Raw genomic sequence first — 15,789 nt, 5'->3', positions numbered from 1 at the left:
TCGGCGACACCACGCGGATCATGCGGACACCTGGGAGCTGTACTGGCTGGCAGGCCGGGGCAGGCCGAAGTGGTCGCGGAGGGTCGTCCCGGCGTACTCCGTACGGAACAGGCCGCGCGCCTGCAAGATGGGCACCACGTGCTCGGCGAACGCGTCGAACCCGCCGGTCAGGTAGGGCGGCATGACGTTGAACCCGTCCGCGGCGCCGCCGACGAACCATTGCTCGATCCGATCGGCGATCTGCTCCGGGGTGCCCGCGGTCACCCAGTGACCGCGGGCGCCGGCGAGCCGGTGCAGGAGCCCGCGGATCGTCGGCCGTTCGCGATCGACGATGTCGAGGACGACCTGGAAGCGGCTGTTGACCTCCCGCTCGCTGTCGGCGGGCACCAGCTCCCGGGGGAACGGCGCGTCAAGATCGTGGCCGGAGAGGTCGACGCCGAGCATCTGGCGGAGCTGCCGCAGCGAGTACTCGGGCTGGGTGAGCTCGTTGAACTCATCGTGCAGGCGGCGTGCCTCCGCCTCGGTGGAGCCGATGAACGGGCTGATCCCGGGCAGCACCTTGAGCTGGTCGGGATCGCGTCCCTCCGCCTTGACCCGTGCCTTGATGTCGGAGTAGAACTCGCGGGCGTTGTCGACGGTCTGATGGGCGGTGAAGACCGCTTCGGCGTACCGGGCCGCGAAGGAGCGGCCGTCCTGTGACGATCCGGCCTGGACGTACACGGGCCGCCCCTGCGGGCTGCGCGGGATGTTGAGCGGGCCACGGACGCGCAGCCGCACCCCGGCGTGGTCGATGGGGTGGATCCGTCCGGTGTCGGCGAAGACGCCGCCGCCCTGGTCGGCCAGCAGCGCGTCGTCCTCCCAGCTGTCCCAGAGTTTCGTCACCACGTCCAGGTACTCGCGGGCCCGCGAATAGCGTTCGGCGTGCGGCGGGTGCTCGTCGAGCCCGAAGTTCTGGGCCGCCTGCGGCGCGCCGGTGGTCACGATGTTCCAGCCCGCGCGCCCCCGGCTCAGATGGTCCAGCGAGGCGAACAGCCGCGCCAGGTTGTACGGCTCCAGATACGTCGTGGAGGCGGTGGCGATCAGGCCGATCCGCTCGGTCGCGGCTGCCAGACCGGACAGCCAGGTGAACGGTTCGAGCCGGAACCGACTCGCGTAACGGATGTTGTCCGGCAGTGACGGCCCGTCGGCCAGGAAGATCGCGTCGAACTTCGCCGCCTCCGCCCGCCGTGCGAGCTCCTGGTAGTAGGTGAGGTCGAGGAGGCGGTCGGGCGCCGATTCGTGATAGCGCCAGGCCGCTTCGTGGTGGCCGCCGGGGTAGATGAAGAGGTTCAGGTTCAGTAGTCGCGGGGTGACGCTCAAGCCTGGCTCCGTTCCCGGGGCTCTCCGGTCACGCCGAGCGCGCCGAGCAGGTGTGCGCGGATCTCGGCGAACCTGGGGTCCGCGGAGTTTCTGGGGGTGTCGACGTCGATGAGCTGTTCGGCCGCGATCCGCCCGCCGTCGAGCACGAGCACGCGGTCGGCGAGCACGATCGCCTCGTCGACGTCGTGGGTGACCAGCAGCACCGCCGGCCGGTGCCGGTCGCACAGGCTGCGGAGCAGCGCGTGCATCCGGATGCGGGTGAGGGCGTCGAGAGCTCCGAAGGGCTCGTCGGCGAGGAGGAGTTCGGGTTCTCGAACCAGGGATCTGGCCAGTGCGACGCGCTGCTGCTCGCCGCCGGACAGCTGGTTCGGCCACGCCCGCTCGCGTCCGGCGAGGCCCACCTCAGCGAGACTTTCGCGGCCGTGTTCCGCCGCGCCGGGCCCGGTGAGCCCGAGGACGACGTTGTCGTGAACCCGCAGCCAGGGAAGCAGCCGCGAGTCCTGGAAGACGACGGAGACCGCACCGGGCACGTCGATGAGTCCGGTGCCCGCCACGTCTTCGTCGAGACCGGCCAGCGCGCGCAGCAGCGTGCTCTTCCCCGATCCGCTCTGCCCGAGCAGCGCGACGAACTCGCCCGCGCGGATCTCGAGATCCAGGCTGTCCAGGATGGTCCGGTCGTCGTAGGAACGCGTCAGCTCGGCGATCCGTACGGCCGGCGCGACGGCGGTCAGTCCGCCAGGGTGCGTCGCCACGAAAGCGCCCTCCTCTCGATGAGGCGGACCGCGCCGTCGGAGAGCAGGCCGAGCAGGCCGTACAGGACGAGACCGACGATGATGATGTCGGTCTGACCGTAGGTGCGCGCCAGATCCATCATGTAGCCGATGCCGCTGGTGGAGTTGATCTGCTCGACGACCACGAGGAAGAGCCACCCCGTCGTGACCGCGAACCGCATCCCGAGCAGGAACCCGGGCAGCGCGCCCGGCAGCACGACCCGGCGGATGAACGCACGCCGGCTGAGCCCGACCGTCTCCGCCAGTTCGACGTATCTGCTGTCGATGCCGCGCAGCCCGTTGTGCGTGTGGATGTAGATGGGGACGAGGACGCCGAGGGTGATCGTGGAGACCTTCATGACCTCGCCGATGCCGAGCCAGAGGATCAGCAGCGGCATCAGGGCCAGCGCCGGGATCGCCCGCTTGATCTGGACGGGCCCGTCGATGACGGCCTCGCCCCAGCGGCTGAGCCCGGAGACGAGTGCCAGGGCGGTGCCGAGCACCACCCCGAACCCGAGGCCGAGCGCGACCCGCTGCACCGAGGTCAGGAGGTTGGCCTGGAGCCGGCCGTTCCCGATCAGCTCGCCGGTAGTGGACACCACGGTCCACGGCGCCGACAGGACCCGTTCGTCCAGCAGGCCCGTCGCCGAGCCGGCCGTCCACACGGTGAGCAGCAGGAGCGGCCCGATCGCGGGGCCGAAGCGGATCGACCGGCCAGGGCCCAGCCTGCGCCGGGCTCGCAGGGGCGAGCGCGCGGGCGCCGACGCGGTGCCGGCGGTCCGGGTGCCGACGGTGGCGACCATTGTCAGGCACCTCCCTTCGCGGTCTTCACGGCGTTCGCGCCGAGGGACTCGTAGCGCAGGTCGTAGAGGTCTCCCGCCTTCAGCACCGGGTTGCCGGTCTCCGCCGCCAGCAACTCGATGGTCTCCTGGTGCCGGGCGATGGCCTCCGACCAGTCGGCGGGGATGTCCGGCTCACCGGCCTGGTCGACGAGATACCGGCCGTCCTCGGGGGTCAGGCCCTGGTCCTTGACGTAGTAGCCCGCGATCCACTCCTGGGGATGCTCGTACACCCACCTGGCGGCGCGCGCCCAGGCCTGGACGTATTCGGCGATGGCCGCCGCCTTCGCCGAGTCCTGCAGGGTGGAGGTCCGTACGTAGAGATGACCGGGGTCGTCGCGGATGCCGTGCGGGATGGTGGTGGCACCGTCCCGGCCGTACTTGACGGGGTAGCGCTTGTTGTTGACCCCACCGAGCGGGGCGACGTCGACCTGCTTGCCGGCGAGCGCGTTGACGTAGACATCGCCGGTGCTGGGCAGCTCGACCAGGGTCACGTCGTTCTTGGTCAGCCCGGCCTTCCTCAGCACCCGCAGCATGAGCGCGCCCTGGGCCTGGCCCGGACTGTAGGCGATCTTCTTGCCGCGCAGGTCGGCGAGGGTCTTCACGCCCGCGCCGGGGGCGATTCCCAGCTCGTAGGTGGGATGGTTGATCGGGTCCTTGCGGAACTTGGACGCGACGATCTTCACGGGCAGCCCGGTCCAGGTCGCGTGGATCGCCGGGATCTCGGCCACCGCGCCGACGTCGAGCGCGTCGGCGCGGAATGCCTCGCTGGTCTGCGGGCCGCCGCTGATGTTGGCCCACTCGATCTCGAAGGAGAACCTGTCGATCTCACCGGAGAGGGTGAGCGCGACCTTGGTGGCCGGATCGCCGACGATGAGCTTGGTGCCCTCGGGCACCCGGGTCGGCAGCGGCGCGTCGGCCGCGAGGGCCGCCACGGTCCTGTCGTCGCCGGCGCACGCGGACAGCGAGGTCAATCCGGTGAGCAGCGCGACGGCGACGAGGGCGGATCGCCGGATGGTTCGGCGAGGGGATGGGTCGGAGGACATGTGATGGTCCTTCGCTGTCAGTGGTTCGCATGCTCGCGCGCCGTCCTGGTCGCGCGGCGGGGAGACGGGCTGACGGAGTCGCTGGGAGTCGCCGAGAAGGGATGCCGTTAAGAAGGGCGGCGGAGACACTGGGCGCTGGCGACGCGGCAGAGATCGATGTGCACCCGCCGGATCAGGTGCGCGCCCTGGCCCGTCTGGCTTCCCTGGCTCCTCATGGTCACGACGCTAGGCGCGACGGGATCGTATTGCAATACTCCCTACTGGTTTTACATGAAATACCCAAACGCGGTGCGGGCCTCCGTGGGCCCAGCGGTGGAATGACCCGCGGACCGGGCCGCGTCAAGCCAGGCGCGTACGGTCCCGCGCGTTCGGCGGGACGGTTCCGTGACCGCCGTCGCGGGGGAAATCAGGGTGCCCGGATGTGAGACCGGCGGGTACGCTGCGCGAGGACCTTTGGAGGGGAATCGCGGTGGCGCACGTTGAGGTTGGTCATCTGACGTATGTATTGCCGGATGGGCGGCCGTTGCTGGACGACGTGTCCTTCCGGATCGGTGATGGGGTCAAGGCGGCGCTCGTCGGGCCGAACGGGGCGGGCAAGACGACGCTGATGCGGCTGATCGCGGGCGACCTGCAGCCGGTCGAGGGCAGCGTCGCCAGCTCCGGCGGCCTGGGGATCATGCGGCAGTTCATCGGAAGCATCCGTGACGAGCGGACCGTGCACGACCTGCTGGTGAGCGTCGCCCCGCAGCGCGTACGGCAGGCGGCCGAGCGGCTCGACGCCGCCGAGCTCGTGATGATGGAGCGCGAGGACGAGAAGGCCCAGATGCGCTACGCGCAGGCCATCACGGACTACAGCGACGCGGGCGGCTACGACATCGAGGTGCTCTGGGACACCTGCACGATGGCCGCGCTCGGCATCCCGTACGACGACTGCAAATACCGCGAGGTCAACACCCTGTCGGGCGGTGAGCAGAAGCGGCTGGTGCTGGAGGCGCTGCTGCGGGGCCCCGACCAGACGCTGCTGCTGGACGAGCCGGACAACTATCTGGACGTGCCGGGCAAGCTCTGGCTGGAGCAGGCGCTCCGCGAGACGCCCAAGACGGTGGTGCTGGTCAGCCACGACCGGCAGCTCCTGGCCAACGCGGCCGACCGGATCGTCACCGTCGAGTCCGGAAACATCTGGGTCCACGGTGGAGGGTTCCGCACCTACGCCCAGGCTCGCAAGGACCGCAACGAACGCCTCGACGAGCTCAAGAAACGCTGGGACGAGGAGCACGCGAAGATCAAGCGGCTGGTGCTCATGCTCAAGCAGAAGGCCAAATACATGGACACCATGGCCGCCGCCTACCATTCGGCCCAGACGCGGCTGCGCAGGTTCGAGGAGGCGGGACCGCCCGAGGCGGCGCCGAAGGACCAGTTCATCAGCATGAGGCTCAAGGGCGGCCGGACCGCCAAGCGGGCGGTGATCTGCGAGGGGCTGGAGCTCACCGGCCTGATGAAGCCGTTCGACCTGGAGATCTGGTACGGCGAGCGGGTCGCGGTGCTGGGCTCCAACGGCTCGGGCAAGTCACACTTCCTCCGCCTCATCGCCGGGGGCGAGGTCAGGCACACCGGCGTGGCCAGGCTCGGCTCCCGGGTCGTGCCCGGCCACTTCGCGCAGACCCATGCCCATCCCGAGCTCCTCGGCCGGACGCCCGTCGAGATCGTCATGAGCGAGCACGCCCGGCTGAAGAACGAGGCGATGAAGGTGCTGTCCCGATACGAGCTGGCCGGGACCATCGCCGAGCAGCGCTTCGAGACGCTGTCCGGCGGGCAGCAGGCGCGGCTGCAGATCCTGCTGCTGGAGCTGTCGGGGACCACGTTGCTGCTGCTGGACGAGCCGACCGACAACCTCGACCTGGCCAGCGCCGAAGCGCTGCAGGAGGGGCTGAACGCTTTCGACGGGACCGTGGTCGCGGTCACCCACGATCGCTGGTTCGCCGATGACTTCGATCGTTACCTGGTCTTCGGTTCCGATGGAAAGGTATACGAAGCACCCGAACCGGTATGGGATGAGGCCAGGGTGGTCCGTCAGCGCTAAAAAGTTCGCCCGGACTGAGCGTGTCCGCGAGGTCGCGGGGTGATTACGGGTTATGACGGCTAGGTGACGTACAGTACCCGAATCGTCAGTGCCCTCGCGGTCCTCACCGCCCTTGCCCTCGCCGGATGCTCCGATGACGACAAGCAGGCCGTCGCCGCGCTCAAACCGCTCGCGGTCAAGGAACAGGCCTCGTCCATCGTCAAGGGCGACGAGGGGTATGTGGTGAACTGGGCCGGAGTGCTCGCCAACCGTAACCCCTGGCACTTCGGCGAGCACACGGTGGCCACGGTGGTCGCGAAGGACGCCGCGGGCAAGGAGGTCGTCCGGCTGGAGCAGCCGCTGGACGCCGTGCCGCCGGCCGACTCGCTCTCCTTCAGCGGCCAGGTGGTCGCCGCCGAGAAGCCCACCACCGTGAGCATCCAGTATCGCCCGGCGCAGTGGCATCAGGCCGGCCGGATCGTCTCGTCCTTCCTGCACTTCCCGGTCTCCGACGTGCTGACCGACAACAAGGACGGCAGCTACCTGATCACCGGATACGTCGGCACGCCCTACCGGCGGCCGGCCGAGAGCCTGGCGGTCACCGCACTCCTACGGGACAAGGCGGGCAAGCTTCTCGGCGGGGGAAGCACGTTCGTGGAGGACGTCCGGCCGGGGGAGAAGCGCCGCTTCATCCTGCAGATCAAGAGCGTCCCGGACACCAGCAAGATCGCCACAGCCGAGGTGACCGCGCGCACCTGGGGATCGAGCAGCCGTCCCTACGAGGAACTGGCCAAGGGCGGTGTCGCTCCCATGCACATCGTCAAGCCGACCACGGCGCCGTTCGTCAAGGACAGGGGCAGGACGACACTCACCGGTGACAGCCGGCCGTGACCGTGGCGCATGCCGTACGGCGGGGCGGAGCCGGTGCGTCTCGTCCCGGAAGGACCGGCGGTTCTCGATCGCCGTCGAGGTTGTCGAGGGTCCTGCCGGTCTCGCTGATCGTGCTGCTGTCGCCGGGCTGCGGTCGCATCATGGTCACGCCGGGTGACGGGGCTTCACAGATGCCCAGCGTCACGGTGATGTCGATTCCCTCACCGTCGGCATCGGTGACGCTCGCCCCCACGCCGGTCCCGAGCGGCAACCTGCCGCCCGGACGGCCGGTCGCGGACACCGCCTCCGTCCGGCCCGGCACTCCGCTCCCCGGCGATCTCGACGGGAAGCCGCCGCGCACCATTGATTCGGGCAAATAACTGTTTATCCATATTTTTGAGTGCAAGCCGTACGGCATTTTTTGCTGATCATTCTGACGCGACGAAGATAATTGATGTCACTATATGGAAATGGCTGGAACTTTTAGTTACTAATCATTTACCTTCTGTCACATGAATGACAGTGTCCTGGTCGAAGCCTTGCGTGCACGCGATCCGGGTGCCCTCGCCGCGCTTTACGACACGTACGCCGAGAGCATCTACAGATACTGCTGGTCAATGGTGGGCACTCCCGACGCCGCCCAGGTGGCGCTCCGCGACACTCTGATCGCGGCCGAGGCCCATATTCGAGAGCTTGCCGATCCCGATCGGCTGGAGGTGTGGCTGTACGCACTCGCTCGGGGGGAGTGCGTACGGCGCAACCTCACCATGGGCATCGATCCGGTGCTCGCGGGCCCGGTGCTCGCCGGCGCCGATGACGCCGATCTGCGCGTCATGGCCTGGAACGCCACCCAGAGCCTTTCGCCCAAGGACCGGGAGGTCCTCGAGCTGACCTGCCGGCACGGCCTGACCATCACCGACCTCGCCGCCGTACTGAGAGTCACGGTGAAGACCGCCGGCGCGCTGTACGAACTGGCTCGGGAGCGGCTGCGTGACGTGGTCACCGCCGAGGTCCTCGTCCGCAAGGGGCCGTACGACTGCGTGAGCCGGGCCCAGATGTCGACCGGCTTCTCCGGCGAGCTCACCTCGGAGACGCGCGAGCGGGTGATCCGCCACGTGAACCGCTGTGACATCTGCGCGCCGCACCGGGTCAGGCAGGTCTCCGCCGGCAAGGTCTTCGAGCTGCTGCCCGTGGTCGCGCTGTCGAGGACGTTGCGCGTGCGGGTGATGAGCTGCTTCGCCGATCCCGAGCTCGTCCCCTACCGTCGCTACGTCGCCCGCAGGGTCGGCCTCCTTGACGCTGCCGGGTTTCCCGCCGACGGGATTCGCCGGAAGTATCGCCGGCCTTATGCGATGGCCGGTGCGGCGGCTGCGGTCGCTGCGGTCGCCGCCATCGCGTTGATCTTCCCCTACCTTGCGGGCAGGCCTGACGAGGTGATCGTCGGCATCGCCTCGGGCACGCCGCCGGCCGCGGTGGAACCACCGGGCATCCGTCTGCCGTGGGATCCCGAGCCCAACGAGACCCCCATGACGCTGGAGCCGATCGACGAGAGGGTTTCCGCCTATCCGGTCGGCTCCGTCGGGGCGAGGGGGCCGATGCCCGTCACCAGACCCGTCTTCGAGATCGACCGGAGTACCCCCGCAGGTTCCGGCCCGGCCGACCGGCCGTCCGTGAACTCCCCCCGGCCCACCGGCAAGCCGGACGGCGGACCGGTCAGACCGGGCGGCAGGCCGGACGCACCGGCGGTGACACCCGTGGAGCCACCCAGGCCCGATGGCCCGGACGGTCCGGTCTGGCCGACGTCGCCGGGGCCCTCCCGGACAGGCTCGCCGGACAGGCACCACCAGCCACGTGACCACCAGGGACACAAGCCCTCCCGCCGCTGCGTGAGCACTCCCAAGCCGTCGAACCCGCACTCCGGGCCGTCGAACCCGCGCTCCTGGGGCTCGCATCCGCATCGCAGGGGTTCAAAACCGGTCTCGACCGCTCCCCGGCCGGTTCCGTCGAATCCGGGCCCCAGGAGTCCGAGGAACGAGACCCCAAGGAACGAGACCCCGAGGAATCCGGCTCCGAAGAACCCGAGCCCGCGGACCGAAACCCCGAAGAACCCGATCCCGAAGAACCCGTCCCCGAGAAACGAAACCCCGAAGGACCCGAGGAGCGAAACCCCGAGGAACCCGGCCCCGGCGAATCCGAACCCGAACCCGCGCTCGCACCTCCCGCGTTCGCACGAGAAGCCGAAGCCAACCGCTCCCGACCCCGCCCCGGCGAACCCGAACCCGAACCCGCAGCCTCCCACCCGCTCCGACCCGCCCGCCTCGCCGGGCCGGCCGACGACCGCGTCAACCGATCAGCCGTCCTCGGCCTCCGGCCCGAAGCCGACGGTCTGACGGAAAGCCTCGCGTTGCCTATCTCCAAAATTACGTTACGTGTGCTACATGTGTGCGGAGAGTGACTGAGGGGAATTCTGAGTAGACCGGTTGCCCGCATTAACCCCCTGCGGACCGCATCAATACGTATTGATATGCGGCGCTGCATAGCGGTATGCGGCAATACGGGAATTCGGGGGGTAAACGCATGCATTTCACTGTCAAAGGGCGTCGTCGCGCGCTTGCCAGAAGGCGTCGTCGCGTCGCGGCGGTCGCCGGCCTGGGCCTGTCCTGCTGCCTGATCGCCGGTGCGGGTGTTCCGGCCGACATCGTGCTGCGCGGAAGGCCCGGCCCATCGGCCGACGAGGTCGCCGAAGCCAGGTCCGAGGCCCGTGAGCGGAGCAAGCGGCTGAGCACGACCACGGTCATGCTCGCCGAGGCGCAGGCGAACCTCGAAGGACTGGTCGCCGAGGCTGAGAAGCTCATCGAGGCCTACAACGGCGAGCGGGTCAAGACCGTCAACGCGCAGAAGCTCTTCGAGCAGGCGAGCAAGCGGGCCACCGACGCCGGGGCACAGGTGGAGGAGTCCCGCGAGGCGGTGGCCGCGATCACCGCCCAGAGCTACGGCGGGATGGATCTCGCCCAGCCGATGATGGCCATGATGGCCGACCTCGGTGGCTCCATGGACCAGAACTACCTGCATCGGGCCAGCATCCTGGCCCACATGGGCGGCGGCCATGCCGAGATGCTCAAGCAGCTACGCGACTCGCAGGAGGTCTTCGCCATCCTCCAGGGCCAGGCCGAAGAGGCCTACGCCGACCAGCGGGAGGCCGAGGAGCGGGCGGCGGCGGCGAAGAAGGCGGCCGAGGAGGCCGTGGCCAGACAGCTCGCGGCGACCCACCGGATCAAGGAGGAGCAGGCGCTGCTGGCGCGGCAGGCGGACGAGGCGCGCAGCACCGCCGACCGGCTCGCCAGGGAGCGGGCGGCGGAGCTCGAGAGGGCCAGGCTCGCCAGAGAGCGCGCCGCGCAGGAGAGGCGCCAGGCCGCGGCGGTGGTGCGTGAGACGGCGCGGATGGGGGCGTCCGCAAGGGTGCCGGCGCTGGGCACGGCGTCGTCCAGGGGGGACATCGCCGCCGACTGGGCGCTCGGCCAGCTCAACAAGCCGTACGTGTGGGCGGCCGCCGGCCCTGACACCTTCGACTGTTCCGGCCTGACCATGCGGGCGTGGGAGCAGGTCGGGATCACGCTGGACCACTGGACCGGCACCCAGTGGACCGCGGGCCCGCACGTGCCGACCAACCAGCTCAGCCGGGGTGACCTGCTCTTCTTCGGCCGGATCACGCAGAATCCCGGCGACATCCATCACGTGGGGATCTACGTCGGCAAGGGGCTGATGGTGCACGCCCCGCAGACGGGTGACGTGGTTCGGGTCGCACCGATATGGCGCAGCGATCTCGTCGGTGCGACCCGCCCCGCCTGACGGCTAGTGCTTGTTGTACTCCTGGTCCTGGGCGCGCTTGATGGAGCGCACGATCTCCTCCTCGGCCTCGACCCGGCCGACCCAGTTGGCGCCCTCGACGGACTTGCCGGGCTCCAGATCCTTGTAGACCTCGAAGAAGTGCTGGATCTCCAGGCGGTCGAACTCCGGGACGTGATGGATGTCGCGGATGTGCTCATGCCGGGGGTCGGTGGCGGGAACGCAGAGGACCTTGTCGTCTCCGCCCTTCTCGTCGGTCATGCGGAACATGCCGACCGTGCGGCACTTGATGAGACAGCCGGGGAAGGTCGGCTCCTGGAGTAGTACCAGGGCGTCGAGGGGGTCGCCGTCCTCGCCGAGGGTGTTCTCGATGAAGCCGTAGTCGGCGGGGTACTGCGTGGAGGTGAAGAGCATCCGATCGAGCCGGATCCGTCCTGACTCGTGGTCCACCTCGTACTTGTTCCGTTGCCCTTTGGGAATCTCAACGAGAACGTCGAACTCCACCGCGGTTCCTCCGCTCAAGCCCCCGGGTGCACCCGGTTGGGCGTTAATGTCTCGTAGGCGTTAATAACACCTGTTTGGATAACGATGATGAGAGGTTGGCGGCAAATGTGGCGTGAGCGGTGGGTGGCCCTGGTCACTCTCGTCCTGCTGCAACTGGTCGCCGTCACGGCCGGGTTCTACCTGCTCACCAGCAATGAGCTGATACCGCAGAAGTCCAAACCGGTCGCTTCGGCTAAGCCGTCTCCCATTCCGATCATCACCGCAGGTCCGGTGCTGGCCGCACGGGGGAACGGACCTCTCCCTGCCAAGGGTACTTTGGCCGGACGGTTGACCGAGGCGCTGGGGGACCCCGCACTGGGCGACCGCGTCGGAGCCGTGGTCCTCGACGCCGAGACGGGCGCCACGCTGTTCGACAGCGGCGCCCGCGTGGGAATCACCCCCGCCTCCACCACCAAGCTCGTCACCGCGGTCGCCTCGCTGGCCTCCCTGGGACCCGACGCCAGGCTCAGCACCCGCGTGGTGCGCGGCTCCACGCCCAACTCGATCATCCTGGTCGGCGGCGGAGACCCCACCCTGGCGGGTCCCAGGTCGTCAGGGGATCCTCTCTACTACCCCAGGCCGACCTCGCTGTCCTCCCTCGCCAATCTCACGGCCAAGGCGCTCAAGGCCGCGGGGGTCACCAAGGTGACGGTGGCCTACGACGACTCCCTCTACACCGGACCGCGCACCGCCTCGACCTGGAAGCCCAACTACGTGCCCGAGGGCAGTGTCGCCCCCGTCACGGCGCTCATGGTCGACGAGGGCAGGGTCTCTCCGGGCAGCCACCAGCGGGTCTCCGACCCCTCCCGGGTGGCGCACGGGGCGTTCGTGTCGCTGCTGTCGAAGTACGGCATCACGGTCTCCCAGTCCGCCAGGCGGTCCAAGGCCCCGGCGGGCGCCCAGGAGATCGCCCGGGTCGACTCCCCGCCGGTCTACGCCCTGGTCGAGCGCGCCCTGACGCTCAGCGACAACGACCTCAGCGAGGCCCTGGCCAGGCAGGTCGCTCTCAAGGAGGGCAAGCCCGCCTCCTTCGAGGGCGCCGTGGCGGCCGTTCACCAGGTGCTGACCCGGATCGGTGCGGACGAGGGCGTGCAGATCTTCGACGGCTGCGGGCTGTCCCCCAAGAACCGCATCACCCCGGCGGGGCTGGCCCGCCTGGTCGCGACGGCGGCCTCCCCGCGCAACCCCAGCCTCCACCCGATCATCAGCGGCATGCCCGTCGCCGGGTTCAGCGGCACCATCGGGCACCGGTTCGGCAAAAGTCACTCCGTCTACGGTCTGATCCGCGCCAAGACGGGAACCCTGGACGGAGTCAACACTCTGGCGGGCGTGACCACCACGCGGGAAGGCCGCCTGGTGACCTTCGCGTTCATGGCGGACGACGTCCCACCCGGCTGGGGCAAGGCGGAGGCGGCTCTCGACAAGCTTGCCGCGACCGTCGCCGCCGGTTGATTGCCGGTCCGATGCGCGCGACTCGGAAGGAGACCACGTACGGTGGACGGTATGCAGGTGATCGACTGGGATCTTGCCGTAGCGACCGGAACGCGCCTGGTGCGCCCCGGACCGCAAGTGAGCCGAGAGGAGGCCCGGCAGGCGGTCGCGGATTTGCGACGCCTCTCCCGTGTGGCCGAAGGGCACGTCCGTGAGTTCACCCGAATCGATACCGAGACCGCGCCGCAGCCCGCGACCATCGTCGACAGACCAGGCTGGATCAAGGCCAACGTCGACGGTTTCCGGGTGGTGCTGGAGCCGCTGACCACGCGGATGGCGGAGCGCAGGGACCAGACGCCGGCGATCGTGAGCGCCGTGGGGTCGCGCGTCACCGGAGTCGAGGTCGGCGCGGTGCTGGCCTTCCTGGCCTCCCGCGTCCTCGGGCAGTATGAGCTCTTCCTCCCGCCCGACCCGTCGGGTAAGGAGGCCGCCGGCCGCCTCACCCTGGTCGCGCCCAACATCGTGAACGCCGAGCACGAGCTCAACGTCAACCCCCAGGACTTCCGCCTCTGGGTCTGCCTCCACGAGGAGACCCACCGGGTGCAGTTCACCGGGGTTCCCTGGCTGAGGGAGTATGTCCGCTCCCAGATGACCGAGTTCCTTCTCGCCTCCGACATCGACCTGCCCACGCTCCTCGGCCGGCTCCGCTCGGCCGCCGACGCGGTCGCCGAGGTCGTCAAGGGCGGCGACGGCAACCTGATCGACGCCATCCAGACGCCCGAGCAGAAGGTGATCCTCGACCGGCTCACCGCGGTGATGACCCTCGTCGAGGGCCACGGCGACTACGTCATGGACGCGGTCGGACCGTCGGTGGTCCCCTCGGTCGCCGACATTCGCGCCAAGTTCCACCACCGGCGCGAGGGCGGCTCCCGCCTCGACCGCATGATCCGCAAGCTGCTCGGCGTCGATCTCAAGATGAAGCAGTATGCCGAGGGCTCCGCCTTCGTCCGCACGGTCGTCGACCGCGCGGGAATGGACGGCTTCAACAAGGTCTGGACCTCCCCGGAGACCCTTCCGGACCAGGAGGAGATCAAGTATCCCGAGCGCTGGATCGCCAGAGTGATCGGCGCACCGGCTCTTCCGGAGGCCAGCGGCACCACCGGCTGATCCTCTTTTCCGGAGGCCGGCGACGCCACGGACCGGCTCGGCCGCCGACGGTGAAGGCGCCGTCGGCCGGTCCGAGGCCGGACAATGGCGGGATGGGTCCGCATCCCGCAGTCGCCGACGTCCGCCGTGCCGTACGACACGCACTGGGTGACCTGGAATCGGGTGACCTGGTGCTGGTCGCGTGCAGCGGCGGCGCCGACTCCCTGGCGCTGGCCGCCGCACTGGGTTTCACGGCGCCCCGGATGAGTCTCCGGGCGGGGCTGCTGACCGTGGATCACGGCCTTCAGGCCGGATCCCGCGAGCGGGCCGACGATGTCGTACGGCTCGCGCCCACTCTGGCGCTCGACCTCGCGGAGGCGTTGCCCGTTTCTGTCGGCACCTCGGGAGGGCCCGAGGCGGCGGCCAGGGAGGCCAGATACGCGGCGCTGTCCGAGGCGTCCGCGCGGCTCGGGGCGGTGGCCGTGCTCCTCGGACATACCAGGGACGACCAGGCGGAGACCGTGCTGCTCCGGCTGGCCAGGGGGAGCGGCACGCGCTCGCTGGCGGGGATGCCCGCGCGGGCGGGAATCTACCGGCGGCCGCTGCTGGAGCTCGGCCGCGAGACGACCGCAGCGGCGTGCGCGGCGCTCGGTCTGGTCCCGTGGGACGACCCACACAACCTCGACATCCGCTACACCCGCGTCCGGGTCCGCGAACGGCTGCTGCCGGTCCTGGAGGACGAGCTCGGCCCCGGGATCGCCGAGGCGCTCGCCAGGACCGCGACCCTGTGCCGGGACGACGCGGACGCCCTCGACGCCTGGGCCGACGCCGCCTATCTCCGGGCGATCGTCCGGGATTGCGCTCTTAGCGATATCGAGGCGGTCGTGGTGACGGTGGCGGAGCTGGAGAACCTTCCCCCCGCCGTGCGGCGGCGGGTGTTGCGGCGGGCGGCGATCGAGGCGGGAGCGCCGCCGGGAACGCTCGCTGCCTCGCACATCTTTCAGGTCGACCGCCTGGTGACCTCGTGGAGGGGGCAGCGGAGGGTGGAGGTCCCCGGGGGGGTTGGAGCGGTCCGCCGGTGTGGCACCCTGATATTCGCCAGGCAGTGACGAACATCCAGCCCCGTCTCGTAAGGAAATCCCAGGTGGACGCAGCCGACATGGGCAAGGACCTCTCGCGGGTCCTCATCCCCGAGGAAGAGCTCCAGATCAAGATAAAGGAGCTCGCGAGCCGGATCGACGAGGACTACGCGGGCAAGGATTTACTGCTCGTGGGCGTGCTCAAGGGCGCGGTCATGGTCATGGCGGATCTGGCGAGGGCACTGCACGTGCCGGTCGAGATGGACTGGATGGCCGTGTCGTCCTACGGCGCGGGCACCAAGACCTCGGGTGTCGTGCGCGTGCTGAAGGACCTTGACACCGACATCGCCGGCCGCCACGTGCTGGTCGTGGAAGACATCATCGATTCCGGTCTGACTTTGTCGTGGTTGGTGCACAACCTTAAGTCGCGCAATCCCGCCTCCGTGGAGATTTGCACCGCGCTGCGCAAGCCGGACGCGATCAAGGTGCCGATCGATGTGAAGTATGTCGGTTTTGACATTCCCAACGAGTTCGTGATCGGTTACGGGCTTGACTACGCAGAGCGATATCGCAATCTTCCCTTCATTGGAACTCTCGCCCCGCACGTATATGGAGCGGGCTGAAAAGTACGCCCTGCGCGAAGCGCGCCTTTCGCGAACGCGACATTGCCCATAGCGGCGGGGAACACTGGCCTACCTGACGTACGTTGGTAGGGCAAAGCCGGTGCTGTTCGAGCAGTTACCCTGCACGGCGCACCGGTGTACCTTCGGACACCGAAGGGATGGCTTTTCGTCATCTCTG

At 69.1% G+C, this 15,789-nt stretch carries 15 protein-coding genes; 8 read left to right on the top strand and 7 right to left on the bottom strand.

Features of this window, described 5'->3' with window-relative positions:
- Positions 1–18: 18 nt before the first annotated feature.
- From DKM19_RS45810 to DKM19_RS53195, 5 genes are all read right to left on the bottom strand, one after another.
- A complete protein-coding gene (locus DKM19_RS45810; protein ID WP_110704875.1) occupies positions 19–1,359 on the bottom strand; it encodes an LLM class flavin-dependent oxidoreductase in 1,341 nt (446 codons plus the stop codon).
- Positions 1,356–2,111 carry an ABC transporter ATP-binding protein gene (locus tag DKM19_RS45805; RefSeq protein ID WP_110704874.1) on the bottom strand — a complete coding sequence of 252 codons (756 nt, stop codon included), beginning with the start codon at positions 2,109–2,111 and terminating at the stop codon, positions 1,356–1,358. The genes DKM19_RS45810 and DKM19_RS45805 overlap by 4 nt, the downstream gene beginning before the upstream one ends.
- Positions 2,087–2,932, bottom strand: coding sequence for an ABC transporter permease (locus DKM19_RS45800; protein ID WP_110704873.1), 846 nt, complete (start codon positions 2,930–2,932; stop codon positions 2,087–2,089). The genes DKM19_RS45805 and DKM19_RS45800 overlap by 25 nt, the downstream gene beginning before the upstream one ends.
- Positions 2,933–2,934: 2 nt before the next feature.
- Positions 2,935–4,014: an ABC transporter substrate-binding protein gene (locus DKM19_RS45795; RefSeq protein WP_110704872.1), complete on the bottom strand. Its 1,080-nt coding sequence runs from the start codon at positions 4,012–4,014 to the stop codon at positions 2,935–2,937.
- A 107-nt stretch (positions 4,015–4,121) separates the two neighbouring features.
- Complete coding sequence (locus tag DKM19_RS53195) at positions 4,122–4,229, bottom strand: putative leader peptide (RefSeq protein ID WP_369987457.1); 108 nt, start codon at positions 4,227–4,229, stop codon at positions 4,122–4,124.
- 254 nt (positions 4,230–4,483) lie between these two features.
- Between DKM19_RS53195 and DKM19_RS45790 the strand changes: the two genes are divergently transcribed.
- Both DKM19_RS45790 and DKM19_RS45785 read left to right on the top strand, forming a co-directional pair.
- Entirely contained in the window at positions 4,484–6,094 is a 1,611-nt protein-coding gene (locus DKM19_RS45790; protein WP_110704871.1) for an ABC-F family ATP-binding cassette domain-containing protein, read from the top strand.
- Positions 6,095–6,157: 63 nt separating this feature from the next.
- Positions 6,158–6,964, top strand: a complete 807-nt coding sequence (locus DKM19_RS45785; protein ID WP_110704870.1) for an FxLYD domain-containing protein — start codon at positions 6,158–6,160, stop codon at positions 6,962–6,964.
- On the opposite strand, the gene DKM19_RS45780 is transcribed toward DKM19_RS45785, so the two are convergent.
- Positions 6,942–7,265 (bottom strand): hypothetical protein, encoded by a 324-nt coding sequence (locus DKM19_RS45780; protein WP_110704869.1) that lies wholly within the window; start codon positions 7,263–7,265, stop codon positions 6,942–6,944. The two genes, DKM19_RS45785 and DKM19_RS45780, sit on opposite strands and share 23 nt — an antisense overlap.
- Positions 7,266–7,455: 190 nt before the next feature.
- On the opposite strand from DKM19_RS45780, the gene DKM19_RS52865 reads away from it, so the two are divergent.
- Positions 7,456–9,333 (top strand): RNA polymerase sigma factor, encoded by a 1,878-nt coding sequence (locus DKM19_RS52865; protein WP_110704868.1) that lies wholly within the window; start codon positions 7,456–7,458, stop codon positions 9,331–9,333.
- A 187-nt stretch (positions 9,334–9,520) separates the two neighbouring features.
- The gene (locus DKM19_RS45770; protein ID WP_110704867.1) at positions 9,521–10,792 is read left to right on the top strand and encodes a C40 family peptidase; all 1,272 of its coding nucleotides are present in this window, start codon (positions 9,521–9,523) and stop codon (positions 10,790–10,792) included.
- 3 nt (positions 10,793–10,795) lie between these two features.
- Here the strand turns inward: DKM19_RS45770 and DKM19_RS45765 are convergent, their stop codons facing one another.
- A complete protein-coding gene (locus DKM19_RS45765; protein ID WP_089212566.1) occupies positions 10,796–11,293 on the bottom strand; it encodes an inorganic diphosphatase in 498 nt (165 codons plus the stop codon).
- 105 nt (positions 11,294–11,398) lie between these two features.
- Here DKM19_RS45765 and dacB point away from each other — a divergent pair, with 105 nt between their 5' ends.
- The 4 genes from dacB (at position 11,399) to hpt (ending at position 15,611) form a co-directional block, all read left to right on the top strand.
- Positions 11,399–12,784 (top strand): D-alanyl-D-alanine carboxypeptidase/D-alanyl-D-alanine-endopeptidase, encoded by a 1,386-nt coding sequence (gene dacB / locus DKM19_RS45760; RefSeq protein WP_110704866.1) that lies wholly within the window; start codon positions 11,399–11,401, stop codon positions 12,782–12,784.
- Positions 12,785–12,835: 51 nt separating this feature from the next.
- The gene (locus DKM19_RS45755) at positions 12,836–13,930 is read left to right on the top strand and encodes a zinc-dependent metalloprotease (RefSeq protein ID WP_204359261.1); all 1,095 of its coding nucleotides are present in this window, start codon (positions 12,836–12,838) and stop codon (positions 13,928–13,930) included.
- A gap of 92 nt (positions 13,931–14,022) precedes the next feature.
- Positions 14,023–15,018 (top strand): tRNA lysidine(34) synthetase TilS, encoded by a 996-nt coding sequence (gene tilS, locus DKM19_RS45750; RefSeq protein WP_110704865.1) that lies wholly within the window; start codon positions 14,023–14,025, stop codon positions 15,016–15,018.
- A gap of 35 nt (positions 15,019–15,053) precedes the next feature.
- Positions 15,054–15,611: a hypoxanthine phosphoribosyltransferase gene (hpt, locus tag DKM19_RS45745; RefSeq protein WP_218825710.1), complete on the top strand. Its 558-nt coding sequence runs from the start codon at positions 15,054–15,056 to the stop codon at positions 15,609–15,611.
- Positions 15,612–15,789 lie beyond the last annotated feature (178 nt).

Origin of the sequence: Streptosporangium sp. 'caverna' (genome assembly GCF_003203775.1) — a bacterium.
Taxonomy (GTDB): domain Bacteria; phylum Actinomycetota; class Actinomycetes; order Streptosporangiales; family Streptosporangiaceae; genus Streptosporangium; species Streptosporangium subroseum.
Note: the sequence above shows the minus strand (reverse complement) of the source record. Positions and strands in the feature narration are given on the sequence as shown.

Coding starts and splice junctions, on each gene's coding strand:
- DKM19_RS45800 (WP_110704873.1), bottom strand. CDS start 2,932: ATGGTCGCCACCGTCGGCACCCGGACCGCCGGCACCGCGTCGGCGCCC.
- DKM19_RS45795 (WP_110704872.1), bottom strand. CDS start 4,014: ATGTCCTCCGACCCATCCCCTCGCCGAACCATCCGGCGATCCGCCCTC.
- DKM19_RS53195 (WP_369987457.1), bottom strand. CDS start 4,229: ATGAGGAGCCAGGGAAGCCAGACGGGCCAGGGCGCGCACCTGATCCGG.
- DKM19_RS52865 (WP_110704868.1), top strand. CDS start 7,456: ATGAATGACAGTGTCCTGGTCGAAGCCTTGCGTGCACGCGATCCGGGT.
- DKM19_RS45770 (WP_110704867.1), top strand. CDS start 9,521: ATGCATTTCACTGTCAAAGGGCGTCGTCGCGCGCTTGCCAGAAGGCGT.
- dacB (WP_110704866.1), top strand. CDS start 11,399: ATGTGGCGTGAGCGGTGGGTGGCCCTGGTCACTCTCGTCCTGCTGCAA.
- DKM19_RS45755 (WP_204359261.1), top strand. CDS start 12,836: ATGCAGGTGATCGACTGGGATCTTGCCGTAGCGACCGGAACGCGCCTG.
- tilS (WP_110704865.1), top strand. CDS start 14,023: ATGGGTCCGCATCCCGCAGTCGCCGACGTCCGCCGTGCCGTACGACAC.